This window comes from Mycobacterium sp. NGS24 (assembly GCF_059813065.1).
In genome coordinates, this window is sequence record NZ_JCALDW010000004.1 from 187,565 (window position 1) to 212,112 (window position 24,548).

Below are 24,548 nucleotides of genomic sequence, written 5' to 3' on the forward strand. Positions count from 1 at the left end.
TTGCAAACGTCGAGCACGCACCTAGGCTCCTTTGCGGCAATAAGAGTTGCTATCTTCGGCAACGGCGGGTCTGAACGGGCTATGGCGCACCGCATCGGTGCCGTTAAGGAACATGGGTAGCCATGGATATCAATCGAGCAGCGGCGAGCGGCGGCACTCGCTTGTAGCGCCGCACTGCTGACAAGCGGTTGCGAGTCGACGGAAAGCCCTACCACGACCAGGGGTGCGTCCTCATCAGGAATCGACTCAACGGTCCGGGCCACGCCTAACCTATCGGCCACCCAGATTGCAGTGGAGGCCAAACGCTTTCTGCTGGCGCAATACGGATTAGGCCCCGACCAGCAGTTTCGTGACATTTCCATGGAGGGCCCGGGGCCTTCTTGGGGGAAGACTTGATTGGAGTTCCGCGACTACGAGTCGCTAGTTGGGCCCGCCGAACTGCCAGGTCCATCCGCCGGTTATCGCTGGGTCGCACGACAATGTTTGACCAGCCGAGTTCTCTACCGTGCTTCCCGGAACCATGCAGATGCTGCCGGGCGGGATATTGGGCTTTGCAAGTGTAGTTGGGATGACGCCTGGCGTAAGTGACCACTTGTGAGCGTCGGAATACTGGACGCGCGCACAGTAGTAAAGGACCCCTCCTGGGCCTGTGCCGATTGCGTCGGGGGTCGAACACCAATCGCCGAGGACACCGGCCGCCGGATATCTCGGCAGCGTCGTCGTCGGTTCTGGCGGCGAGCTGGTCGTGGTTGACAGCGGAGGTGGAGGTGGAGGTGACGATATCGGCGTCAAAAGGGTCGTGGTCGCGGCGGTGGTCGGTGCGGTGGCCGATGTTGCCGCTGTGCTCGCCGCGTCGTCCCGGGATGACCCTGGCTGCCACAACACCAGACCAGCAGCAACAAGAATCAGCATCACTACGGCGGACGCGACCAGGAACCGGGTCGGTGGGCGACGCGCCGCCGGTGAAGACGACGGAAGCGTTACTGGTGACGGGTGTGTGTGTTCCGCCGATGGCGCCGTCGCTTGGTGGGGGATCGTGTCACCCGCAAGCGCTCGCGCGAATGCGGTACACGTGGGGTATCGGTCGGCGGGCTCCTTGGCGAGAGCCTTTGCTAACGCATCGTCGAGGCGGCCTAGGTCGGTTCTGATACTTGCCATGGATGGTGGCGGTGAGTTCAGATGGCGGCTGATCACAACCGCCTGATTGGAGTGCGGAAAGAGATGGGATCCAGTCAGTAGGTGGTACGCGGTCGCGGCAAGCGCGTATTGATCGGCCCGACCGTCGACCTCGTCCCCCATCAGTTGTTCAGGGGCCGAGTAGGCGACCGTGCCGACCGTCATGTTGGTGGCTGTCAGGCCACTGATGTCGTCTATGTCGCGTGCAATGCCGAAGTCGGTCAACAGGATTCGCTGCTCGTCCTCAGTGGCGTCAGTCAGCATTATGTTGGCAGGCTTTATATCCCGGTGCAGCAGTCCCCGCCTATGGGCATTGTCGAGCGCGCTGGCGACAGCGGTGACGATCTGCACGACTCGATCGACTGGCATTCCTGCGGGGAACTTGCTGGTGAGAAGACGAGCTGCGTCGAGACCATCGACGTAGTCCATCGCGAGCCATAACTGCCCGTTGTGCTCGCCTCGGTCGTGGACACTGACGATGTGCGGATGCCACAGCTTGGAGGCGAGATCGGCCTCGCGGTTGAACCGGGCGCGGTAGTCCATATCACCGGATATTTCGACTGGGAGCACCTTGAGTGCATTCCGGCGAGGAAGTCTGGGATGTTCGGCTAAATAAACCTCACCCATCCCGCCTGAACCGAGCAGGCGGACAATCCGGTAATCCGCAAAAATCTGGCCCTCGGTTAGCGGCATACGGGGATCATACGAACAACCGGCGACCAAGCGGGCGGATTCTGGGACTGATCGACTGCACTGGACCTTCGCGCGTTCGCGGTGTCGAGAGGCAGGCCTGGGCACCTCCGGATCCGCCTAATGTGGTTCAACCGGTCGGTGCCGGGCACAACGAGCTTTTTGCAGTATCCGCTCAAATTCTTCGCTGCAACCAAGACGCGACGATGTCATGGGTTATTGATGTGTCCGGGAGCAATCTGTAGGCCACGTGTCCTACGTGACGCTTCGCCGGACGCACGGCACTGCGAAACGCAGGTTGTCACCGCGTCTATAAGGTAAACCACGCAGCACATGGGAGGATAATTTCTGAAATTTAATGCTGCTCTGTCTTGCGCGGCTGTAGCCGCCGCTGCCGGTATTGCGTTGGCAGCCAGCCCTATGGCCGATGCTTACCCGGGTGACCCTATGCCCGGTTGTGAAACTCAGGTATTCGCCACGTACTGCGACGGCCCGATCCGCCCAGACGGATCGTGGAAGCGCTGCCTGTTCGCCAATGGCCAAGGTAACGTGCCGCCCGTGCAAAACTGCTTTCGTCGTGCCCGGAGTAGATCAGTTTCCGCCGACACCGCTGGGGCAGCCGACTCATCACATCGATTAACAGCTACTGGCAACAGCTGAAGCACATATTCGAGCGCATCATGACGGCCAAGCACCAGGTCGGGCTCGACTGGCAAGTTTCAGGGCACCCGACGCCCGTTCGGTTTCGAGAAAGACGGCATGACCATCCGTCCTGAGGAGGCCAGTGCGGGGCCGCGCGGCGCCAGCATGGCGGGCCTCACCTCCGAGCAACGGGAGGTACTCATTGCCGTGCTGGTGGGCTCCCGATGACCCCCGAACCGAGCGCCGACTACGTCACCGGAGTACTGGCCTACGTAACCACCGGACGACTTCGTTTGGTCCGACGGGATCAAACGCTACCCCTTTCCGCGTAGCCAGCTGAATCGATCTCCGGGCAGGCGATGCCTCCTCGTTGAGGCTCCGGTCGCTTCGCGGGTAAATACCTGCGAGGTAAGCACCCCCGAGGTAACTGCTGAGCGATGATCAAGAAAAGCGTCGGCCCGAAGCTGTCGGGCCCTGTCTAGCGAAGGCGGCCAAACTCCTTCGATCAGGTGTGTCGACGGTGACAAGAATGCTGCACCTGCGGGCCGTTGCTCATTTTGTCGCTGCACTAATTGGCCCGCAATACGATCGAATGCCGCGATCGACGCAGCGTTTAGTGGTCTCGCGTCTATCAGACAGCCGAATCCGTTTGGCTGACTAGCCACTTGCGCCCAACGACCACGGTGCGCCCATCGTCGCGGCTGATGACGTTGTCGCCGCGCCACCCGTCAGGTTGGGCGATTACGGTGCCAAAGACGGGGACAATGATGTCGTCGCGGCCATCAATATTTTGATGCAGGCGCTGTCCGTTGTCATCGGTTTCGGCCCACATAACCCGATCGCCTACTTGGATTTCCAGTTCCAGGTAGGTAATGAGTGCCGCCCGCGTATCAGCAAGCACCAACCCCGCCTGCAATTCGAAAGCCGAGGGTTCGCGCCCTACGTCCTCGTGAAAAACTCTGGCAGCGTCAGCTATTGCCTCAACGATCTCAGGTGCGGGCTGGGCAGCATAGACTTGCTCGTCGAGTTCAGCGACCGTGGGATGGCAGCGCATCTCGCTGTATAACCGAGCTATCAGGCGCTGCAGACCCACTTCGATCTCTGCCGCAGGGGGGCCTCCCCATAGCGCCGCGCCGTCATTCACGTTGTGCCCCTTCGGTAAATCGGTGCCAGCTTGTCTTGAATGGTTCATCTCATTCTCCTCTGTTGTGCGGCTTAAGTCTTCGTTTGTCGACCTCTATCTCGGGTAGTCGCGTCTGCTGGTAACGACGGTATGGGCGCTGACGCACAGTGCGGGTCGGTCGAGAAATGGGTGGCCGACACCGATGGTCAAGCCGTGGCGAGGTACCGATAGAGAGTCGCGCGGCTGACACCGAGATACTTGGCAATAGCCCTGGCCGTATGCCCATCGGACTTCATGCGCATGGCAGTGGCAATATGCTCCGCGTCGTCCACCTTTCGCGGACGGCCAAATTTAGTGCCGTTGGCGCGAGATGCCGCTCGTTTGAGGGCGGTTCGTTCTTTCGTCAGCTCCCGCTCGTACTCAGCGAGCGAGCCAAGTACCCCGATCATCATTCGCCCAGCCGGTGTTGAGGAATCGATCCCGTCAGAAGTCGACACTAGCGTGACGCCACGCGCAGTGAGTGCTTTGACCGTCTCCAAGATATGAAGTGTGTTGCGCCCCAGTCGATCCAGCTTCCATACAACAACAGTGTCGCCGGAACGGACGTAATCCATTAAGGCAGTGAGTCCCGGTCGGTCATCGCGGGCACCGGACATCACGTCCGAGAAAGTTTTCGTAACGCCTGCTGCCTCAAGTACGGCGTTCTGCTGATCAAGGGTCTGGGCGACAGTGCTCACGCGGGTGTAGCCAATTCTCGTGCCAGCGAGCTGCCTGGCTGCTTGAAGTTCGCGTTCGTGTCTCACCAATCATTAGAACGCAATTTTCGCGACATCTATTTCTGAGACGGACTATTGAGATTGCCCGACCTGGGCGAATGCTTACGTAAGGCACGGTGCTATCGGTGTCTCATATGTGGTCATATTCTAGACACCCAAGAATTGGAGGTCGTGACGCGCCGATGTCACTTCCGAGTACGGTCTGACGGTCACCGACCAGTGGTCAGGCGTCCAGAGATGGCGATAGTCAGCCAGCTTGGGCTGCGATCTTGCTGGCGATCTGACGGGCTTGGTCACTGAGCCGAGGGCCGCAGGCGTTGACATCGATGACCAGATTCGATACTGCGCTGAGGACGCGCTGGCAGATGCTTCCATCGCCTGTTAGCGTTTTCGGCTGTGCAATTGTCGAAGCGTCTCCGGCGAGATCGCCGATGGCCCATCGGAATTGACCGCCGCCGCTTGTCCAGGTCACCGTTTGCCCAGCACACGTCCGCCATTTGGTCGCCGAGTTCTTGATGAAGCTCAGAGCCTTTTCAGCCGATGGAAAGTGCACCACGCCCTGCTGGACAAAGCGGCTTACGGTTTCCGAGTCTGCAAGCACCTGAAGGCTCATCGCGGTGTATCCGCTGCCCGCATACACTGGCTTCTCGCCGATGAAGACCGTTCCCAGACAGTCCGAATTGGACACCTCATCCGGCGGGTCGAAAGGGACATGAGCGATTGCCCCGACCTTTGGCATGTCAGAAACGCCCATTACCGTTGCCACTTCCATTGCGCTGAGCAAGATCGAGTCCATGCGGTCGGGGCCCACCATCGGCCTAGGCGTTGTTGATGTTATGCGCGCGGCGGGTGTCGCCGTCGAACCCCGATCCAGGCCGATGAGCGCCGCCACGACCACGATCGCCACTATGGCTGCCGCAACTCCACTACCGGCGATGATCCGTCGCCTCGGGGCTCGTGGCGACACCACCGGCTCCCGGTCTCCCGCTTTCGCAACAGGATCCAAGGGTTTGGAAATCGCTGCGACGGTAGGCGTCGGGGCCAGGCGCTCGTCGGGGCTTGTGGTCGTGGGGGGCGGCGGACCCGCGCTGGCGTCGCCCGGATTGGACTCCGCTTGCCCCGGAAGATCCGATGGTGGGGCGGGCACCGGTAGGGGAACGTGCTGCGTGATCGCGTCGCGAGCGGCATCGGCCAACTCCACCGTTGTGGCGTACCGATCGTCGGGGTGTTTGGCCATGCCGCGCGCTATGACGTCATCGACTGCAAGGGGCACCTGCGGTTGGCTCATCGAAGGTCGCGGTGCCGAGGCGTACAGGTGTGCCCCGACGAGTTGGGACATGGTCTCGCCCGGAAACGGTGGGCTGCCAGTTAGGCATTCGTAGAGCACGCAGGCTAGCGAGTAGATGTCGGCGCGGGCGTCTTCGTCGGCCCCAAGGGTTAATCGTTCGGGTGCGATGTATAGATAGGTACCGATGACGCTGCCGGACTTGGTCATTCGCGTCTCGTCCTGCATGCGTGCGATCCCGAAGTCAATCAGGTACGCGAAGTCGTCGCGATCGAGCAGGATGTTGGAAGGTTTGATGTCGCGGTGCAGCAGACCCACCTCATGGGCGGCACGCAACGCCTTGGCTACCTGGCCTACGATGTTTACAGCCCGGGTCGGGTCCAACGGTCCGTTGGCCAGCACGGTGGCCAGGTCGCGGCCATCGATTAGTCGCATGTCGAGGTATAGGCGACCGTCAATCTCCCCGTAGCGGTGGATGGGAATGACGTGGGGGCTGTTCAAGCGTGCTGCCGCATGGGCTTCGCGCCGGAACCGCTTCTGGAACTCTTTGTCCTCCGATAGGTGTGCGGGCAACACCTTGATGGCCACGATCCGATCGGCCTCGGTGTCGTGGGCCCGCCACACCTGACCCATCCCGCCGCGACCGAATAACTCAATCAAGCGGTAGTGCCCGAACGGCGTCCCCTCCACTGCCTCAAGATAAACGGATGATCGAGCTGCCGAAAGAGGAATTGCGTGTTGATCGTCCGCCAGCGGCCAACTCTGTACATCACGGTGCAATCAATTGCTCATTCCGGAATTATGCGAATGACCTTCGATGCACTCGTGTGTCGTCTCTTCGAGACCGCCACAACTCTGCGGGGCCTGACGGCGATTTGATCGCACGCGCAGCTCGCTTTGCGGCGGTAGTCATCTGTTTGCCCGGGCGAGCGGTTCGTAGACCGGGTCGTCGGGGACGTCCCGCAGGCGGCGATGGCGGTGCTGAACTCGGGTATGGCCGTGCTCGTAAGGCTGCCGCGTCCTTTAGCGAGTGGCGGCATTTCGACGGCTCGGACGCCCCGGTTGAACGCCCCCAACATCAATGTCCCCGCCAATCATCGGGCCGAGCGGCGCATAGTCGCGTATATGGTGATGTCAAGTTGTCTAGACGCCGCGTAGTACGTGGACGTGAAGGAGAGCGTGCCATCATTCTGCGGGGTGAGAGTGACGTCCGAGTTTACGCAGCTGCCCTGCGTGATCGTTTCGGTAATTAACCGCACTCCGTCGCCTGCGGAGCCGTACTGAGTCCATATCCCGCCACAGTAGAGCTGCGGGTAGCTCACCGTGCCCGATAGCTGTGCGTCGTCAACGATGTCGGCGACCACATCGAAACCCGATTGGGCGCCGGAAACGGACCCAGACCACTTGCCGGTCAACGACATCAGCGCCGTGGTCGGGCTGGCCGACGGCGTAGACGGCTGCTGCCGAGCCTGCTGCCGAGCCGGTTCCCAAGGACGCCAAGTCAAGGTCACAACGCCGATCAACAGCATGATTGCGACGACACTTCCCAAGCCAACCCATGCCCGCCGCGACGCTCTTGCGGGTTTGGCAGACGCTGCCGTCGACGAGGCGGCCCAATTGTGTAATTTCGGTGCCGCGTAGGTCGTAGCGTTTGTAGACGCTGCTCCCTGTCCAGCACGGGACTCATCCACTAGGGCCGCCGCGAACGCCGAACACGACGGGAACCGGTCCTGCGGGCTTTTGGCCAGCGCTATCTGAAGCACCTCGTCCAGGAATGCACAATCTGGGCGACGCTCGCCCAAATTGGGCGGGGTCGTGTTGAGATGACGGCTGATCACGAGGACTGGATTGGAGTGTGGGAACAACTGCACGCCAGAAAGCAGGTGGTAGGCGGTGGCGGCGAGCGCGTACTGATCAGTTCGCCCGTCCAGGTGCTGACCCATCAGTTGTTCGGGCGCGGCGTAGGCGACAGTGCCCACGGTCATGTCGGTAGTCGTGATGCCGCTGGTGTCATCCAATGGGCGGGCAATACCGAAGTCGGCGAGATAAACCTGTTCATCATCGCTGTCGAACTCAGCGATCATGATATTGGCGGGCTTGACGTCTCGGTGCAACAGGCCCTTCTTGTGTGCATAATCCAGCGCGCTGGCGACAGCGGCAACGATGCGAAGAGCAAGTTCGGCAGGCATGCCTGCCGGGTATCGCCGTTGTATCAGCTGAGCCGCGTCGGTGCCGTCGATGTAGTCCATCGCGATCCACAACTGGCCCTCGTGGTCGCCTCGGTCGTGTATTCCGACGATGTGGGGATGGCGTAGAACTGCGGCCAAGTCCGCTTCGCGGATGAACCGATCCCGGAACGACGTGTCGCTGGACACCTCGGCGCGAAGAATCTTGAGGGCATCATGGCGGGGCAGGTTGGGATGCCGGACCAGGTAAACCTCGCCCATGCCCCCGGAGCCAAGCACCCGCAGAATCCGGTATCCGGCGAAAGTCTCACCGGTCCGCAACATCGATGCCATAGTGAATCCAGGATTCTCGGGCGGGCCGCTAGTGTTCCGCCATTCTGAGACGAATCAGTGGCGCATTGCAGGCGTCATTGTAAAGGCGATCAATGGGCCGCTTGCGGAATGGTCGGAAGAACAACCCATACCGCCGTACGTTCCGGCGGGTATAGGTGTTGTGGTTGCATCTGCCACGTTCCAAGAAGCCGTGCCGAAAGGTGTTGCCTAGTCGGCGGACTCGTCGATACCCGGAAGCTGTCCGAGCGGGCCACGGAGTACGTAGTAGTACTTCTGGGCTAGAGCAAGGTGATGCTTGATCGAGCGATTGTCGAGCCTCAAGGCGCGATTGCGTAGCTTCTTCAACTGGCGGTCGAGTGTCAGTTGCGACTTCCAGGGATTCCAGGCCAGCCGCGTGAGGATTTCAGCGGTGTCGCGGAGGAGGGTGTCGAAAGAAGGGGCAATGCTGCCCCAGAACTCCTGATCAACAGGGTCGAACTCGACCGCGTCGCCACTCGAATAGCGGGCGGCGCGAGCGAGAACTACGTAATGTTGCACTGCACGTCTGGGGATGCGGGCAAGTAGCCCAGCCGTTTCCAGGTCACGAATGGCGGTAACAAATGCCGGGAAGTCCTCTCCATTCGGGGCCCTGGAAAAACGTGCTTCCTCGACGATTGCGATGGCTCTTAGGAACGCACTGCGTATCTCACGGCGTGCTCCGGCCGCTCCGACATACTGCCCGATTGCGCCACCAGTGCCCAGCGCAGCAAGGAGTGAGGCGAGCGTTGACACATCCATCGGGCCAACCTAACGGTTGGAATGATCGGTCGGCAGAGCAACACTGCAGTCTTGCTCGGTCCTGCAACGACCATTTGAGGCGCCAGCAGGTCCCGCCCTGTTGCTTACGAGCGAGCATTACCGCGTTTAATCGCGATAGAACGCAGGTACTGCACTCCCGAAGGCCCAAGTTCTTAGTCCGCACCATGGCCAGAAGCCGCGAAGACAACCGTTCCTCAGTTGCGTGCGTGATGTCAGCCATCACCTTCAGCGCCAGCGAACCAGGCTGTAGCAACTGAATGGGTCTCTAACGCCGAATCGTTCACGCCGACCATAACCGTCCATAGTGGTGAAGATCGGTTTATCGGGTTCGAGTCAGAGGGCACCATGACCGACAGGTCTGAACCCATCTTTATGCCGCAGCTGTAGGCCTGTCGGTAGCCATCAGGGCGAACCCAGCGTGTACCTCCAACCATTAGACGACACCGGGTGCCGTCGTCCAGTAGTAACGCATAAGGCTTTGGGTTGTCCTCGGGATAGACCTGATGAAGCGGTGTCGTGTAGGTGTATCGACGCAGTCCTTTGGACCATGGGTCATCGAGGCACAAGATTGACGTGGGCGCTGCCGTCCAGCACACGCTCGCGCCTTCCGCGTATGGCTCACAGAGGTAGACATCCGCTGTCACGGCTGCGGGCGAGGGCTCGCCGCACAATGACAGACGCCTATCAGGCGAGTTATATACCTCGCGAAAGCCACTGACGAGCTGATTGCCAGAAATGGCAATAGTCGTCTGCACATCGGTCTTCGCGATGGCGGGGCTGCCCGCAGGGAGTGCTGGCGACGCTGTACTCACCGGCGCAGAAGTAGTTGTATGCGCGGGCTTGTCTGGGTGATCTTCTTGCGAGTCCGCCCATGTGAGTGCCGCGACGGCAGCAATCGTGGCCGCTATGAGTGCAATCCGTTGGAGAAATCTCGACCTAGCATTGCTGGACTTAGCGGCTGCGTTGGCCGGTTTATCTGAGGAGAAGTCCCTTGGCCGCTTGACTTGCGACCAGGTCTTGCTTGATGCCCCTGCTGAGGTCCTGGTCGGTCCGGGCGCAAACTTCCGTGCTTCGTCGGGCGGAAATGCTGGTCTGCGCCCCTGCGTCGGGGTTGCCTTGCGCGGACCCTTGGAAGGACTGGCCTTGCTCGCTTTCGAGGGACCTGTGGCGGGGCTGGCATTCGGCACGGCCGTGTTCGCGCGGCTCTTGGCAGTGCTCGGCTTCGCAGGGTCCGCCTTGGAAGAGTTCGACTTCGTAATTCCGACGGACGAAGGTTTGCCAGGGGCCGGTGTCGTATTGGTCAACGGGACGGTCACGGTGATGACATCGCGGGCCGCAGCGGCCAGCTTGGTGGTTGTGGCGTACCTTTTGTCGGGGTCTATCGCCATACCACGAGCGATTACTTCGTCGAATCCTGTTGGTAAACCGGGACGTTGATGACTGGGACGTGGCCGATCGAGATAAATATGCGCGTGCATCTGCTCCGGCAGGCTCGTACCTGGGAACGCTGAATTACCAGTTAGGCATTGATGGAGGACACACGCGAGGGCGTAGACGTCCACCTTGGCGTCAGCGCCCCCCATTCGGAAGCGCTCGGGGGCCATATAGGCCCAAGTGCCGAGGGTTGCGCCCGTACCAGTTAGGTCGGTCGCATCCGCAGCACGTGCAATACCGAAGTCAATTAAGTACGCAAAGTCGTCCTCGTCAACCAGGATGTTGGAGGGCTTGACATCGCGGTGCACTACACCAGACTTGTGCGCGCTGTTTAAGGCCTTCGCAACCTGTTCCACGATCCCTACCGCTCGCGACGGCACAAGTGGTCCTTCGCTCAGCAGTTCCTGTAGATCACGGCCCTCCACAAGTCGCATGTCGACATACAGTCGGCCGTCGATCTCACCGTAATTATGGATCGGGATGATATGAGGGTTGTTCAATTTCGCAGCGGCGTACGCCTCGCGTCGAAACCGCTGCACGAAGGTGGGATCAGTTGCCAGCGCAGCGGGCAACAGCTTTAGAGCGACGATACGGTCCGTGTCCGTGTCGAGACCGCGCCATACTTCGCCCATACCGCCACGGCCCAGTAACTCGATGAGCCGGTAGCGACCGAACGGTGTCCCTTCCACTGGCTCAAGATATTGGGATGGCACAGGTGGCGAGGTCGAAATCAAATATTCACCGCATAGTGGGCTTCATTCGGCCATCGTCCCAGCTGACATCAATGCGCGTCACTCATTTTCGCTGAGCGCTCAGGGTTTAGGGTCATCGCGCGGGGCGCGGCCGCTGCGAGGGCGGAACGTATAACTTGTCGATCCGCTGGACGCTGTCCGCTGACTTCCCAAGCACGACAAGGTAGCTCTTGACGAAGTCGACGTCATATCCCGCGTCCATCAGTATGTCTATAGGTGGAAAGTAGTTGGCGGCGAAGAACCATTCGCGTTGTCGCGCATAGCCGTTGTACCCGGCGTCATGCAAGTCTTGCAGCGCCTCTTCGATCTCGGGCGGCACGCCCGGGTGCCGTTGGCCGGTCGTGAGGTCAATAGCCTTCGTAGCCGCTGCCCAGCCGATCAGCTCGTGCGGGTGAGCCGTCGCCGCGCCGAACAGTTGCCCATCAGCGAGTCGCAGGCCGAGTTCCAACAGCTTCAGCGGCGGGTCGACGGCTAACACCGGTCCGCCTCGCTCAGGAGGCTTACCGCGTGCGCTACCGACATTACTGTTGGAGCTGTAGTTCTGGTGATAGCGCTCCCTGCGCGCCGACATGTGAGGTAACAGCAGTGCTCGCTTACCCCAGTTGCTGGCGTTATCGCGCAGGTGGTGTTCGACCAGGGCGAATCCGTAGGCGAGGCCTTGCTCACTGGCGTCGGCCCACACGTTGTCTACCGGTGACATGCATCCATCGTCCCCGCCGCCACCGACACCTACCGGCGTGTCGGGTCAGCCGTGTCGTCGGCCCAAGGTGGGCGCATACTTCAATAGTGGTGTTCTAGGCTTCTTGCGCCACCCAAAAGTCCCCGCTTCTAGCTGGATTCACTGCCAGCCTTGCGCGGCGGCGCGAGGGTCGGAGGGGGTTCGGCATCCAGTTCTTGCGCCTTCTTAACGGCCTCCTCGCCGACACGCTGATGGGCAGACTTGGCGCCACCTGTCTCGATCCTTCAGTGATCGAAACACCTGTGTCATCGAGGATGACTTTACGGGGTATATCCGGCGATGCAGGACCGCCGCTAATCAAAGTCGGAATAGCGATATCGGAGACAAAGTTATGGATCTGAGCCAGTTCAGCACCGGGAGGTACCCACACCGAGCCATCAGGCCTCTGCACATGCACGGCGGAAGTCGCGTCCACTTCCCTTGAGCTCGTAGGAAGCCCCTCAGCGATGACGAATCCCGCGTCTACTTGGTGCATCGTGATGTCGTACTTGCCTGGGCTTCTGCGGAAGGGGATGGTGCGTCCGGACGTCAGACGAATGGCCCTGTGTTTATCCGCGTTGGAGTAGCCCTGCAGCAGCGTTAGCGGGTGCACGCCATGCAGGTCTTGTTTACCCACAAAGGGTGAGATCGCGGTTACCACCGCAAGGCTGTTATATGGCTGAAGACTCTCGATGCGTCGTTAAAGCTCTTTCCGGTGTCAAATCCAGGCACTTTCTTCTTTCGTCGAGTCGACCAGTTCTGCAGATTGATCGCCGACTCTTGGATTGGCATTGCTACCTGAGCTGCTGCGGATGGGGTGAGTGGACCGCCGAGGGCTTCCACGACATAGAACATGACATTGTCAATTGCCGCTCGGAGGTGGTTCACGATTTCACTGAACAGCATCGCCGCGACTGGCGGTATCGGTCGCACAGCGTGTACTACCACGTCGAGCAGACCATCAGCTCTCTTAACTTGCTCTAGGTCGAGGGCGTGAAGCGACCAGTTCAAGCATTCCCAGCCGAGCTGGTACTCAAGTTCGTCGGCACGGGCTAGGCGAAGGGCGACGGGCGCCAGCCCGGCGGGCAACCAGTCAAAGACGGATGGTGCTTGTGCGCTCACTACACCCCCACTGTGATGTGGACTAGTTGCCGAAGTTTGACATAGGGCGGGAGCGCCGACGCACCCCAGTTCGGACCGGATTGATCCGGGCCGCCATCGATTGTGGATCCCGTATTTCAAAGCCCAAACGACTATGCCGATGAAGTCAGGCGCTGTGGGTCCCCGTCGTTGGTCCGGGACCAGCCATTCCCAGCCTCGTCGTTGAACTTCATGACCACAGAAGGCGTTGTGCCGGGGGGCAAGACATACAGGACGATCGCTGACTGGTCGGGAGCGAGCCCGGAAGGAAACCCATCGGCCACGTGCCCGACCAACGCATCGTTCAAGGCTGGCCTCGCTTGCGAAGCAACAGAGTTGCCGAGCATTCTCGCCGACCCCTGACCAATCATTCGACTGAAGCCACTCGCCAAGCCGTCGCCGATTATTCGGCTAAAGACCTCATCCATCGATATGACATCTTTGGAGGGGCGCACACCATCAACCTGGTTACCGTTCGCATCCACTGCCGACACATCGACGCTGAGTCGAGTGATGGGGCCAACGCTGTGATTGCAGACTTGGACCCTCCACATGCCCTTGCCGACAACGCTTACAGAGGTTCGATAACTCATGATTTTCCGCGCCTGGTCAGCCTTGGCGCTTCGGATAATCACCTGACCGAGATCCATCCTAGCCACATCGCGTTCAATCGCATCGCGCACTCTGAACTGCAGGTCCTCGATACCCGCATACTCGCCCAGCAGCCCTTCGCCACGCAACTGGTCTTTGAAATCGTTGAGTCGCTGAATTTCGTCCGGCTTCGTGTCTCGCGGGAACGGCTCGGTTGAGAAGTAAACGTGGACAGGTTTACCCGCTCGGTGTGCCTCGATGATCTCGTGCGCTGTACCCGACACCGCGTCGGCAGTAGCGGTCCCGAGTCGGGCATTGAAAACCGCAATTACCACGTCACACGTCTTGACCGCTTGGCGATCGATGATGTCCTGCGCCGTCCCGCCGAGTTCGGGTATCGCATGCGTCTCCCAGCGCCAAGGCGCCAACTGTATCTGCTCGCGCTCGGCTCGCGAGCTGTTCCAACCATGTAACGCCTTCTCGATCGCATCGCGCTCACGACCCGTATCGCTGGGAGACGCAATCAACACTTTTAGAACGTGGGCGTCGAATCCCATTGCGGTCTCCAATCAATTTATCGTGCCGTGGCCTATCAATACACCAAGCCACTGACACTGATCGGTCGCGACTGCACCGGTTCTCGCAATCTGCCCGAACCCCGATGGCCCCGCCGGGGCTAATCATCGAACCGACAAGACGACGAAGGCGGCACGTCCGTGGTCACGTCAATCTGGCGGCGTCGCCGTATTCGGGCCACCTCTCCGCGAACTACTGCAGCGGCCGCCCCATTGCTGGTGAAAGCGTTCAATCGGCCAGCATCGGCAATCCACTGACCAACTCGCCCGCGTCGGTCCCTAAGCCGTGGGCGATCTTCAAGATGTTGTGCAGACTAATGTTTCGTCGCCCACGTTCAACCTGGCCAAGGTAGGTCCAGTGCAGGCCAACGAGTTCCGAGGCCTTTTCCTGACTCAAACCAAGCTCATGTCGTCGAGCAGCTACCCGAAGGCCGAACTCGCGAGTCGCCGGAGAAACCGGTGACTGCGACGGTGCGGGCATTATCCAAGGAGATAAGGGCCAACTCTATGAATCCAGAGACTATGAATCCCAATACCTTGAATCCTTCTTCGGTTTTTGCGTACCGTGATACGTCCCCATGGGCTATTACAACGCGATGAGGCGGATCAGATGATTCACGCCACGAAGGCTAACGGCCGGCCCATCTTCACTGATGGTCCATGCGGTGTCGTGCGTTGAACGCTGAACATGGACCAGCCCATCAGGGGCAATCGCCAGGCTCGATGGGTGGGGCGCAGACGCCTCGACCCGTCTCTCAGATAAGTCCTCCGCCAATATTCTCGTCATCGACGACGCCCTACCTGCACCCGCACCCGCACCATCCACCGCAGACTCCATACCGCTACCCGCTTCAACTGCCACGGCGCAATAACGCGAAGCTGATAGGCCTTGCGTCGATTGCCCTATTCGTCGTCGCCCTACTCGTGGTTGTCGGGGTGCAGATGCACAGCTCGCGCACCGTCACTGCGGGTGGTTTGAGCAAGTCGGCGCCCGTTGCGGCGGTGTGTCAGCAAGATTCCTATCGTCGCCCGAGTGAGAAAAGCATGGCTCTGCTCCGGGGCACAACAGATTCCGCTCTGTGCACTTCCCGGATCAGCATCTTCCCCGACGCTGAAATCGATAGTGAACGTTACGGAGCGATATGGATTCTTCAGTATCAGTCTCTCAGTGCGGCACAACAGAGAGCGGCAATCATCGGCTTAATGGGCGCAACGACGATAGGAACCATCGGCGGCGCGGCGGTGCTCTTCTACGCTACGGCAGATTGGACCGGAGCGTCCTTGGCGCCACTAAGGCAGTTCGGTTTCGCGATCACCTCGTCCCGATGAGATTTCTGGATCAAAGGAGATTTTGCACGTTGAAGCTCTACTCACAACACCGGACCTCGAAGGTCGACACGCCAACGATGGATAACGGCGTGCCTGTAGCTCGCGACTGGCGAACAGGCCGTCGGGTTAGCGATTCGGGAAGATTCTTCGCGTTTCTGGTCGGCCTCGGAATCACCGCGATCGCATTCGCGCCATCTGCATTCGCGGACGACAATCGGTTCCTGGCAGACCTCACGTCGCCAGGGGTAGTCCATCCGGCGTTGTCTGACTCGGACCTGCTCATCGAGGGTCGGCAGATGTGCTTCGAGATCGGCAAGATTGGACTGACCCCTGACGCTGCTCGTGATGCGTTGGTGAAGGATCTTGATTCTCGCGGTGTTCCGACGAGCTATGCGGAGGCCGGAACGTTGGTGCACTTCGCCCTGCGCGATTTGTGCCCTGACGTCCCAAATACCACAGGCATCTGACCACTCGGTTCGGAGCTTCTGAGCTTCGGAGTGTGGTGCCCCATCGGGCTTACCACGTGGGTGAGTCGAGCAGGCGCCTATGTCTAGGTGCAGGACTAGTCGCGGGATGTCGGATGGTGGCAGAGACAAGTAAGTGGCCGCCTCCCCCGCGAGCCAAAGGCTAGCTGCTGCGGGGAGAGGTCTCGCCACTACCGAAACCTTCGTACTTGGTGACAGTGTTCTTGTGGCTAATTTGTATCAGCATTGGAAGTGCGAATGCCTCCTTCAACACCTCATCCCAGTGGGCTCGCCACGAAATGGATGCGCTGCAATTGTCGTAGTGCCTCTTCGAATGCACCCACAGGCTGTCGTAGGTGATGCGTTCTCTCGCAACAAGAGTCCTGTTGTGTGGCTCTAGACTGCGCAAGATATCCGAGTAGTTGACCACGTGAACGAGACCGTCAGCGTTGATAATTGGCGTTCCGCGCCAACGCAGCAGATTGTTTACCAGGCGGCGCACCGCTGGCTCCCGGCAAACGCGGCAGCGTGGTTCGATCCTTTCGTATGCGACCTTTTTCAACTCCGACCCTCAAGTGCATCGCGGAAGGTACGTCTTCGGGACTTCTGAAGTCTATGGACTCTGCACTCTATTCAACCGTTGTCTCCATTCGTGAAGCTCAATCTGGCTGCCCAACCAAAGCTGAAGCCCCGCGTGGGCATCCAACAAGACGTTCGATAAACGCTTGCCTCGCCCCAGGTGAATCAGCGCGGCCCCCACCCAATTTCGGGCAGCGTCCTCAGACTCCATAACTACCAACTCTGTCTGCGGCAGGTGAGGAGCCTTGGGCCAGCGTCCTGGCCACAACACCGCCCACGCCCCCCACAGTCGCGCGTAGTAACTCTCGATCGCAGCGGGTCCTTCTATCAGCAGCTCTTTCGGAAAGTCGAGGCCATCGGTGTTGACGGAATGAACCCCCTCACCCGAAAACCGTTGAAACATACCCATACTCCCGGAGGAAGCAGCAGGCTTCGAGCACGAAGGGGAAGTAGGAGAACACGAAACCCGAAGGGAATTGGTATGTTTCATGTGGCCTTCTCCACCAAAATCGGTGTTGACCTGCGGTTTCTGATGCAATAAGGTCAGGGCAGTCCCGTAGGAAGAAGATTTTTCCTGTATTGCGACCGTGCGCTCAGCGGGGAGACGCGGTGCCAAGCAATAAATTCCCGCTTTGCGTCTTTGCGCGTTGCCCCTGCTGCGGCAGACAAGAACCCCATCATCAGATAGGCGTTGGAGCGCCCTCCGCACGCGCAGATAATTCACCCCTAACGTTGCTGCTACATCTCGGAGCGGGCAGGTGACGTTAAGGAAACTGCGGGCGTGCATCTGGTGCATAACATAGTCCAATACGCCAGCCTCCAAGGGAGACAGAGCGATTTGTCCCGCCGCCAACAGTCCCCTCCACATGTCGGTCAGGGCCGCAATATATTCGGGCTGATCCTCGTCGGGAATAAAACCCTGCCCGAGCGCCTCATGCGCGTACTTGAAAGCCTTCACCACCATCGGTTCGTACTGCTGAGGGTGCCGGATACGCCGCCCCCGATGAGTCAACTCCTCCCAAAGGACATTGCGTCGTTGACCCTCCTTACTTGGCGGAGGTGTGTAGGCGGGCATGAAGTTCAGGAACTCCTCGGCGGAGAACCCGCGTAGCACCAATGGGTATGCCACGTCGCGCTGTAAACGCCTGAACAGCAGGCGCTGGTCCTGCCCGGCGCCTTCCCAGTCAGTGGGTGAAGCGATGGCATCGTCGACGTATTTCGGGATGCGGTGAGACAACAGGGTAGTGCTGATGGGTCGGCCTGGATCGTGCTGGCACTCAACCGACTTCTTTGTCGTCGATTGTCCACCGGCGCGCCGCTGCTCTATGTGACGCCGCAGTGGACCGAAACCCGTCTCCAAACCAGGGCCCGTATCGCGTGCCGTACCGTGTTCCGGGTGGGGGGATGAACCGGCGGGCGTGGACGGCAACATGGTCGCCCTCAGTTCGTCATTCACAATTCGGCCTGACGCCGCGCTCGGGAACTACTCGCATTGCACCAGATCGGCGGATCTTGTTCAGGGCGCACGTTTTCGGACATTAGTGTTCAGCCCGCCGCATCCGTCGAGCAGTCGTCTTCGTCATCGAACTGACTTGCGGGACTGCGGAACCAGCGACATCAGCGGGCGGTGCAAGCCTGGATGCCATCGCGCAGCGGAGGACGATCTCCTTAAGATCGTCGTCGGACAGCATCCATTTCCTGGCAACCTTGTGGGCAGGAAACCGGCGAGCACGAAGCTGATCAGCAAGCCACTTCGGCGTGCAGCCGAGATAGGCAGCTGCCTGATCGAGGGTTAAAAAAAGCGATGGTGTAGTGGACACGGGGCAGCACTCCTACAGAACGAAACCGACCATTGGCTTTGATGGCCGGTGCCTGCTGTCGTTGCCGTGCAGCCGTCGCTCTCTATCGGAGTGACCCTCGAACGCCCCGCTGCCGATCCAGCGCCCGAAGCACGGCTCTATCCTACCCCCCGTTTCGGGCCAATCCTCTCGATTCAGTTTCGATCGTCACTTAAGCTTCCCCGCCCCTGTACATAGCCCGAATAGGGCTGACCGCGCTTGGCCGTGCGATCCGGCCTTTCGGACCAGTCGGGCAGTGCCTAAATCATGATCGTGGCCATAGCAGCAGCTGCCGCCTGCCCGGCTGTGCGGTCGAGGTGGCCATAAATGCGGGCCGTGGTGGCCGTGTTTTCGTGACCGAGGTGGGCGCTGACAATGATCAACGGGACGCCAGCACCTAGCAGCCAGCTCGCGCACGAGTGCCGAAGGTCGTGGATGCGCGGGCGTTTCGATAGCAGCACCTTGTTGGCTTTTCTCTCGTCCTCGCTTGTAGCCTTCGCCAAGGACGGCACCCATACATTGGATCGCCAGCTGTACAGGCGAATAGGTCCGCCTTCTGAGTTAGTGAAGAGCCATAGGGCGCTATAGTCCAGCTTGTCCAGCACGGAGGCCGGGACGTTGATCGTCCTGATCGACCGTCGAGTCTTCGGCTGTCCCAGCTCGTACTTGGCCTCACCGTTACCCGGTGTGCGCTTCCAGGCTCGGGTGATCCGCACAGTGCCATTGACGCGGTCAACATCGGCAGGCGCCAACGCGGTTGCTTCCGAGAACCGGCAGCCACTGGCGACCAGGAAGTCAAGGAACGGGTGCCAGCGCTCGGTGAAAGATGCCTTCAGCAGTTGGAACTCGTCACTGCTCAAGAACACCATCTCGCGTGGGACGGTACGCGGGAGCCTGATGCCGGTGGCAGGGTTGGCGGGCATCAGCCCCTCCCGTACAGCAGCGTTGAGGCAACCACTTAAGAATCCGAGTTTGTTCTGTATCGTCTTGCCGCTAATTCCATCGGCATGCAGCTTGTTCACCCAACGACTGAGGTCGGTGCGCGCCAAGGTCTGCAGCGGAATATGGCCGAGTACTGGCTCAATGTCGCGGTTAAGGTATCGACGGTATTCGGCTAGAGTTTTCTTCTCTACCCCCGACAGCGCCCCTAAGTGGCTGTCGATGAAGCTTTTGACCGTGTGACCGTCGCTAGGCGTAACGGCTTCCCAGATTCGCAATGCCTCTGCCGGGCCCAGCCGATTGCACACATCTTGGAATCTGAGCGCCTCAGCGTAATCGTTGAAACTGCTGCTGGTCTGCTTGCCGCAATGCACGTAGAGAACGCTGGTGTAGCTACTGCCATCCTTGCGCTGACGGATGCGGATCGAGGCCATGAACCGGCAGCATACACTCGCGATCTTGACCCAGAGCTTGACGTCGAGGCGATCAGCCAATCATCTTTAGCTACGACCTGCACTTTCCCAGTGGAGCTGCCGGGAATCGAACCCGGGTCCTACGGCATTCCCTCAAGGCTTCTCCGTGCGCAGTCCGCTATGCCTCTGCTCGGATCTCCTGGTCACGCGAACTAGCCAGGATGACGATCCCAGTCGCTGTTGGTGTCCCGATGAGTCCCGCGACCGAACTCATCGGTGGATCCCTCTAGCTGATGCCGGGGTCCGGGTCGAGGGCGTTCCCGGTCCGACAGACTAGCTGTCGCTTAGGCAGCGAGAGCGTAGTCGCGCTGATGTGACTCGGCGCTTAATTGGTTGCAACGACGCTTACGGTGGTCTCTTGCCTGCACCGGCACGCTTCCCTTGATTCGATGCGCGAAGTCGAAACCGTTCAGCCCCTTGTCTTGTTAACTTCGAACATCCCTGCCGGGTCTCCGGCAGGACTTCCCATGGTACGCCGGTTAGAACTAGCGGCAACGCGATTTTGTTTCCGATCGGATCACGAAGCAACCTGGACGATGCGGCCCCCGACAAGCCGAGTACCCCCGATCATTGCTGGTCTCGGGGGTACTCGGAGTGTAGAAAGCAGGTCAGCTGATGCCGACGGCCTCTTTCGCGATTGCGGCAACGCGCGTCTGCGCGGCCGAGACCACGCCCTGCCGGTTCTTGTGCGCCTCCTCGTAAGCCAGCACCACGCGCACGTCACCGGCCTCGGTCAGATCCTTGATCGCCGTTACGGCATCGCCCACGTTGAGCTCGTCGTAGTTCTCGACGGGCAACTCACTCGCGTCCAGAACCCCCGCCGCGGCGCGTCCCGAATGCACGGCGTCCGCGGCTTCGTCGGCCCCCTCCGAGCGGGTCACCCGCTCGGCGGCCTTCAGTGCCGCGCTTTGCGAGGCGGACAGCGCTTTTGCGGCGATCTCGCCCGCGTTCCCGGTCCGCTTGACCAGGTCGTTCAGCGTCAGACCCCGGTTGCGCAGCGCGTCGACGGCCCGCTCCAGACCGCGAGCCGACCAGGAGACCGGCAGGTTGACCCACCGGACCGCCGCCCCCGCTGCCATCTGCGTCGGGGTGCGCCGGAGGGCCGCAGGCCCACCGAGCGCGTCTTCGGCCAGCACCGTCGTCAACCAGTCCACCGTCGCCGAGTGAGCGGTAATCAGCCGTTCCGCCAGTTCCTCGATGTCCTTGCGCTTCGCGGCGATCGCCAGTGCCTTGGTGTAGCGGGCGCGGTCCAGTAGCTGGTCCTCCAGGGCCAGGTCACCGAGCAGCGCTTCGTCGAACGGCTCAGCCTGTTCGGTCAGCGCCTTCACCAGCGCGGTGGCGCGGCCCAGCAGGGGCGCGATGACGTCTGGGTAGCCGCCGAGATCCCGTACCGCGGACTCGAGGGCTTCGGCCCGCTTGCGCCCGTTCTCGGCGTTCTGTGCGAGTTCGCGGCGCACCGCGTCCGTACGTGCTTGTGCCACGCGAGTTTCCGCGATCTGGATTTCGGTGTTGGTCAGGTCGAGCAGTGTACGCAGCTGCGCGAGCAGTCTGGTCAAATCTGGTGCAGTCATTTGAGATTCGCCTCCCAGCGATTGAATAGCCAAAGCTTCCTTGCAGTCGGCTACCCGGCGCGGCTGGGTTGACCACATCTATTCGACAGATGTGACCTATGTCGCATTGCCGGCCCGGCGCAGGCCATTCGCGAGGCGAATCGCGGTGTCAGATAACGAAATTCATTCGCTCAACGATGCGCTGCGCGACCTCACGGTCGCCACTGAACTCGATCTCCTGATCGCGCGATGGACACAACGGACGCCCACCGCCGAGCCGGGTGAATTGCAGCGCATCCAGCCGCAGCGTCACCGTCGGCTCCGCACCACCGAAGTCGTCGACCACCTGCGCGCGGCCGTCGACGCTGACCCGAACCGAACGCGCCAGCGGGCCGGTCAGCTCGAACAGCACCCGCGACCCCTCCGGCGCCTTGGCCAGTTTGCCGACCACGAACCCCATACTCGCCGCCATCTCGTCGAGTGACAACCGTGCCGCGGGGCCGTCCAGTTGCGCGTCGGACGACGGCCGGTCCAACCCGATCCGGATGTCCTGCTCGTGCATCCAGCAGTCGAAGACCCGGATCCGCATGAACCGTCCGTAACTGTCCATGCCCGCCGGCGTGGGCAGCACCGCCTGCCAGTCGGCGTCGGACAGGTCGGCGAGCACGTTGCGCCGGGTGTTGGTCACCTCCCGGAATCGGCGGAGCACCTCGGCGCCGGATTCCTTGCTGAGACTGCGCACCCAACACTCGTTCATCACGCCGATGTCGTTGCGCACATGATCGAGTGACTTGACGTCGATATCGGGCTCCGGCGGGCTGATGCCCTGCAGGAAGCACTCGGTGCCGATGATGTGCGACACCACCGCTTTGACGTCCCAGCCGGTCAGCGCGCTCGGGGTCTCCCACTGCGCCTCGGAGAGACCGTCGGCAAGCGCGTCGATGTCGTCCCACACGGCGAAAAGGCCCGCCAGCACTGTGGTTTTGTCGAGCACGGTCACGGGGCGGTCGGCCATTCCTCGGATCCTAGACGTGCCGGAACCGCTCAGGCCATGCCTTTGGCCCGACGGCCCAACTCCCGGACCACTTCCCGCTGCGCGTCACGACGGGCCAGATCCTGACGCTTGTCGTGCGCCTGCTTGCCGCGGCCCAGCGCCAGTTCGACCTTGACTTTGCCTTCGTAGAAATACATCGACAGCGGCACCAGGGCGTAGTTGCCTTCCCTGATCTTGCCGATCAGCCCGTCGATTTCCCGACGGTGCAACAGCAGCTTGCGGTTGCGCCGCGGTGCGTGATTGGTCCAGCTGCCGTTCCGGTATTCGGGAATGTGTACGTTGCGCAACCAGATCTCGCCGTCGTCAACGGTGGCGAATGCATCGACCAATGAGGCATGCCCCTCGCGCAGACTCTTGACTTCGGTGCCCTGCAGCGCCACCCCGGCCTCGAACACTTCGAGGATTGAATAGTTGTGCCGGGCCTTGCGATTGCTGGCGATGATTTGTTTGCCGTCTGCGCGTCGCTTGGACTGGGGCTTGTTGGCCACGGCTACCGCCGGACGTAGAGCCGCAGCGTGGCATAGGCGGTCAAGCCGGCCATCGCCACGCCGACCAGGAACAACCACGGCGCGATGTAGAGGATGTCGGCGTAGTCGACCTTGGCGATCAGATGGGCTTCATAGAACTGGCTCAACGCCCCTTCCAGGAAGAAGGTCCGCACGCCGATCAGGCCGAGGATGGCGATCACCACGCCGATCGTCGCGGCCAGCATGGCCTCCACCAGGAACGGCAGTTGGGTGTACCAGCGGCTGGCTCCGACGAGTCGCATGATGCCGATCTCGGTGCGCCTGGTGAAGGCGGCGACCTGAACCATGTTGGCGATCAGCAGGATCGCCCCGACCGCCTGGACCAGTGCGACGGCGAACGCCGCCTTGCTCAGACCGTCCAGCACGGCGAACAGCCGGTCGATCAGCTGTTTCTGGTTGAGGGTGTCCCGCACGCCGGGCTGCCCCTCTATGGCGGCGACGAAGTCTCTGTGCTGCTCGGGGCTGTACAGCTTGACGATGAACGAGGCCGGGAAGGAGTCCTTGTCGGCGACATCCTTGAACTCCGGGAACCTGCGCATCGCGTCGTCGTAGGCGGTCTGCTGGTTGACGAAGCGCACCGACTTGACGTCCTGCCGGGTCTCGATCTTGTTTCGCAGCGCCTTGCACAGATCGCCGGTACAGCTCGTGTCGTTGGCCGAGATGTCATTGGTCAAAAAAACCTGCGTCTCGACGCGATCGAGATAGATGGCCCGCGAATTGTCGGCCAGCCGCACCACCAGCAGTCCGCCGCCGAACAGCCCGATCGAGATGGCGGTGGTCAGGATCATCGCGATCGTCATGGTGACGTTGCGACGCAGGCCGGTCAGGACCTCGTTGAATAGGAATCCGAAGCGCACTTAGCGATCCATCCCGTAGACGCCGCGCTGTTCGTCACGAACCAGCCTGCCCAGTGACAACTCGACCACCCGCTGCCGCATCGCGTCGACGATGTGGTGGTCGTGTGTCGCCATCAACACCGTCGTCCCGTTGCGGTTGATCCGCTCCAACAGATCCATGATGTCCTTACTGGTGTCGGGGTCGAGGTTCCCGGTGGGCTCGTCGGCCAGCAGCACCAGCGGCTTGTTGACGTACGCCCGCGCAATCGCCACCCGCTGCTGCTCGCCGCCGGACAACTCGTGCGGCAGCCGGTTGGCCTTGCCCGACAGTCCGACCGTCTCAAGCACGTCGGGCACCACTTTGTTGATCGTGTCAGTGCGTCTGCCGATGACCTCCAGCGCAAAGGCGACGTTGTCGTACACGGTCTTCTGTTGCAGCAACCGGAAATCCTGGAACACGCAGCCCATCACCTGACGCAGCTTCGGAACGTTACGGCCGCTGAGCTTGTTGACGTGGAACTTCGAGACCCGGATGTCCCCGGACGAGGGTGTCTCCGCCGCCAGCAGCAGCCGCATGAACGTCGACTTGCCCGACCCGGACGGACCGATGAGGAACACGAACTCACCCTTGTCGATCTGGACGTTGACGTCGTCCAAGGCTGGACGCGCCGACGATTTGTACTGCTTGGTGACATGTTCCAGGGTGATCATCACGGCACGCCAGTGTAGCGGGGTGTCTC

General features: G+C 60.8%; 21 protein-coding genes and 1 other RNA gene. 2 read left to right on the forward strand and 20 right to left on the reverse strand.

Features of this window, described 5'->3' with window-relative positions:
- Window positions 1–420 precede the first annotated feature (420 nt).
- Window positions 421–1,869: a serine/threonine-protein kinase gene (locus tag AC5Y6Y_RS08375; protein ID WP_473139111.1), complete on the reverse strand. Its 1,449-nt coding sequence runs from the start codon at window positions 1,867–1,869 to the stop codon at window positions 421–423.
- Between the two features lie 444 nt (window positions 1,870–2,313).
- Between AC5Y6Y_RS08375 and AC5Y6Y_RS08380 the strand changes: the two genes are divergently transcribed.
- Entirely contained in the window at window positions 2,314–2,526 is a 213-nt protein-coding gene (locus AC5Y6Y_RS08380) for a CDGP domain-containing protein (RefSeq protein ID WP_473139278.1), read from the forward strand.
- A gap of 613 nt (window positions 2,527–3,139) precedes the next feature.
- On the opposite strand, the gene AC5Y6Y_RS08385 is transcribed toward AC5Y6Y_RS08380, so the two are convergent.
- The 10 genes from AC5Y6Y_RS08385 to AC5Y6Y_RS08430 all read right to left on the reverse strand — a co-directional run bounded on the left by AC5Y6Y_RS08385 (window position 3,140) and on the right by AC5Y6Y_RS08430 (window position 14,700).
- Window positions 3,140–3,700, reverse strand: coding sequence for a hypothetical protein (locus AC5Y6Y_RS08385; protein WP_473139112.1), 561 nt, complete (start codon window positions 3,698–3,700; stop codon window positions 3,140–3,142).
- A gap of 137 nt (window positions 3,701–3,837) precedes the next feature.
- Window positions 3,838–4,434: a recombinase family protein gene (locus AC5Y6Y_RS08390; RefSeq protein WP_473139113.1), complete on the reverse strand. Its 597-nt coding sequence runs from the start codon at window positions 4,432–4,434 to the stop codon at window positions 3,838–3,840.
- Between the two features lie 220 nt (window positions 4,435–4,654).
- Window positions 4,655–6,382, reverse strand: a complete 1,728-nt coding sequence (locus tag AC5Y6Y_RS08395) for a serine/threonine-protein kinase PknH/PknJ (protein ID WP_473139114.1) — start codon at window positions 6,380–6,382, stop codon at window positions 4,655–4,657.
- Between the two features lie 404 nt (window positions 6,383–6,786).
- Window positions 6,787–8,202: a serine/threonine-protein kinase gene (locus AC5Y6Y_RS08400; RefSeq protein ID WP_473139115.1), complete on the reverse strand. Its 1,416-nt coding sequence runs from the start codon at window positions 8,200–8,202 to the stop codon at window positions 6,787–6,789.
- 216 nt (window positions 8,203–8,418) lie between these two features.
- On the reverse strand, window positions 8,419–8,988 hold the full coding sequence (locus AC5Y6Y_RS08405) for a hypothetical protein (protein WP_473139116.1): 570 nt from the start codon (window positions 8,986–8,988) through the stop codon (window positions 8,419–8,421).
- A gap of 233 nt (window positions 8,989–9,221) precedes the next feature.
- The gene (locus AC5Y6Y_RS08410) at window positions 9,222–11,132 is read right to left on the reverse strand and encodes a serine/threonine-protein kinase (protein ID WP_473139117.1); all 1,911 of its coding nucleotides are present in this window, start codon (window positions 11,130–11,132) and stop codon (window positions 9,222–9,224) included.
- A gap of 136 nt (window positions 11,133–11,268) precedes the next feature.
- Entirely contained in the window at window positions 11,269–11,877 is a 609-nt protein-coding gene (locus tag AC5Y6Y_RS08415) for a hypothetical protein (RefSeq protein ID WP_473139118.1), read from the reverse strand.
- Window positions 11,878–12,567: 690 nt separating this feature from the next.
- A complete protein-coding gene (locus tag AC5Y6Y_RS08420; protein ID WP_473139119.1) occupies window positions 12,568–13,035 on the reverse strand; it encodes a hypothetical protein in 468 nt (155 codons plus the stop codon).
- 131 nt (window positions 13,036–13,166) lie between these two features.
- Window positions 13,167–14,201 (reverse strand): DUF4062 domain-containing protein, encoded by a 1,035-nt coding sequence (locus AC5Y6Y_RS08425; protein WP_473139120.1) that lies wholly within the window; start codon window positions 14,199–14,201, stop codon window positions 13,167–13,169.
- Between the two features lie 247 nt (window positions 14,202–14,448).
- Window positions 14,449–14,700: a helix-turn-helix domain-containing protein gene (locus AC5Y6Y_RS08430; RefSeq protein WP_473139121.1), complete on the reverse strand. Its 252-nt coding sequence runs from the start codon at window positions 14,698–14,700 to the stop codon at window positions 14,449–14,451.
- A gap of 877 nt (window positions 14,701–15,577) precedes the next feature.
- Here AC5Y6Y_RS08430 and AC5Y6Y_RS08435 point away from each other — a divergent pair.
- A complete protein-coding gene (locus AC5Y6Y_RS08435) occupies window positions 15,578–16,015 on the forward strand; it encodes a DUF732 domain-containing protein (protein WP_473139122.1) in 438 nt (145 codons plus the stop codon).
- A 610-nt stretch (window positions 16,016–16,625) separates the two neighbouring features.
- On the opposite strand, the gene AC5Y6Y_RS08440 is transcribed toward AC5Y6Y_RS08435, so the two are convergent.
- The 9 genes from AC5Y6Y_RS08440 to ftsE form a co-directional block, all read right to left on the reverse strand.
- Window positions 16,626–17,951 carry a hypothetical protein gene (locus AC5Y6Y_RS08440; RefSeq protein WP_473139123.1) on the reverse strand — a complete coding sequence of 442 codons (1,326 nt, stop codon included), beginning with the start codon at window positions 17,949–17,951 and terminating at the stop codon, window positions 16,626–16,628.
- 178 nt (window positions 17,952–18,129) lie between these two features.
- The gene (locus AC5Y6Y_RS08445) at window positions 18,130–18,411 is read right to left on the reverse strand and encodes a helix-turn-helix domain-containing protein (RefSeq protein WP_473139124.1); all 282 of its coding nucleotides are present in this window, start codon (window positions 18,409–18,411) and stop codon (window positions 18,130–18,132) included.
- A gap of 278 nt (window positions 18,412–18,689) precedes the next feature.
- On the reverse strand, window positions 18,690–19,802 hold the full coding sequence (locus AC5Y6Y_RS08450) for a tyrosine-type recombinase/integrase (RefSeq protein WP_473139125.1): 1,113 nt from the start codon (window positions 19,800–19,802) through the stop codon (window positions 18,690–18,692).
- Between the two features lie 88 nt (window positions 19,803–19,890).
- Window positions 19,891–20,258: a transfer-messenger RNA gene (gene ssrA, locus AC5Y6Y_RS08455) on the reverse strand.
- Between the two features lie 191 nt (window positions 20,259–20,449).
- Complete coding sequence (locus AC5Y6Y_RS08460; protein ID WP_463827652.1) at window positions 20,450–21,412, reverse strand: ferritin-like domain-containing protein; 963 nt, start codon at window positions 21,410–21,412, stop codon at window positions 20,450–20,452.
- Window positions 21,413–21,560: 148 nt separating this feature from the next.
- Complete coding sequence (locus tag AC5Y6Y_RS08465; protein WP_473139126.1) at window positions 21,561–22,406, reverse strand: maleylpyruvate isomerase family mycothiol-dependent enzyme; 846 nt, start codon at window positions 22,404–22,406, stop codon at window positions 21,561–21,563.
- Window positions 22,407–22,435: 29 nt separating this feature from the next.
- Window positions 22,436–22,933 carry an SsrA-binding protein SmpB gene (gene smpB / locus AC5Y6Y_RS08470; protein WP_463827650.1) on the reverse strand — a complete coding sequence of 166 codons (498 nt, stop codon included), beginning with the start codon at window positions 22,931–22,933 and terminating at the stop codon, window positions 22,436–22,438.
- Window positions 22,934–22,935: 2 nt separating this feature from the next.
- Window positions 22,936–23,829: a permease-like cell division protein FtsX gene (gene ftsX / locus AC5Y6Y_RS08475; RefSeq protein ID WP_463827649.1), complete on the reverse strand. Its 894-nt coding sequence runs from the start codon at window positions 23,827–23,829 to the stop codon at window positions 22,936–22,938.
- On the reverse strand, window positions 23,830–24,519 hold the full coding sequence (gene ftsE / locus AC5Y6Y_RS08480; protein WP_463827788.1) for a cell division ATP-binding protein FtsE: 690 nt from the start codon (window positions 24,517–24,519) through the stop codon (window positions 23,830–23,832).
- Between the last annotated feature and the right edge of the window lie 29 nt (window positions 24,520–24,548).

What these genes read in the sequence shown, in the direction of transcription:
- AC5Y6Y_RS08375 (WP_473139111.1), bottom strand. Translation starts at nt 1,869, where the DNA reads ATGCCGCTAACCGAGGGCCAGATTTTTGCGGATTACCGGATTGTCCGC.
- AC5Y6Y_RS08380 (WP_473139278.1), top strand. Translation starts at nt 2,314, where the DNA reads ATGCCCGGTTGTGAAACTCAGGTATTCGCCACGTACTGCGACGGCCCG.
- AC5Y6Y_RS08385 (WP_473139112.1), bottom strand. Translation starts at nt 3,700, where the DNA reads ATGAACCATTCAAGACAAGCTGGCACCGATTTACCGAAGGGGCACAAC.
- AC5Y6Y_RS08400 (WP_473139115.1), bottom strand. Translation starts at nt 8,202, where the DNA reads ATGTTGCGGACCGGTGAGACTTTCGCCGGATACCGGATTCTGCGGGTG.
- AC5Y6Y_RS08405 (WP_473139116.1), bottom strand. Translation starts at nt 8,988, where the DNA reads ATGGATGTGTCAACGCTCGCCTCACTCCTTGCTGCGCTGGGCACTGGT.
- AC5Y6Y_RS08425 (WP_473139120.1), bottom strand. Translation starts at nt 14,201, where the DNA reads ATGGGATTCGACGCCCACGTTCTAAAAGTGTTGATTGCGTCTCCCAGC.
- AC5Y6Y_RS08430 (WP_473139121.1), bottom strand. Translation starts at nt 14,700, where the DNA reads ATGCCCGCACCGTCGCAGTCACCGGTTTCTCCGGCGACTCGCGAGTTC.
- AC5Y6Y_RS08450 (WP_473139125.1), bottom strand. Translation starts at nt 19,802, where the DNA reads ATGGCCTCGATCCGCATCCGTCAGCGCAAGGATGGCAGTAGCTACACC.
- AC5Y6Y_RS08460 (WP_463827652.1), bottom strand. Translation starts at nt 21,412, where the DNA reads ATGACTGCACCAGATTTGACCAGACTGCTCGCGCAGCTGCGTACACTG.
- AC5Y6Y_RS08465 (WP_473139126.1), bottom strand. Translation starts at nt 22,406, where the DNA reads ATGGCCGACCGCCCCGTGACCGTGCTCGACAAAACCACAGTGCTGGCG.
- ftsE (WP_463827788.1), bottom strand. Translation starts at nt 24,519, where the DNA reads ATGATCACCCTGGAACATGTCACCAAGCAGTACAAATCGTCGGCGCGT.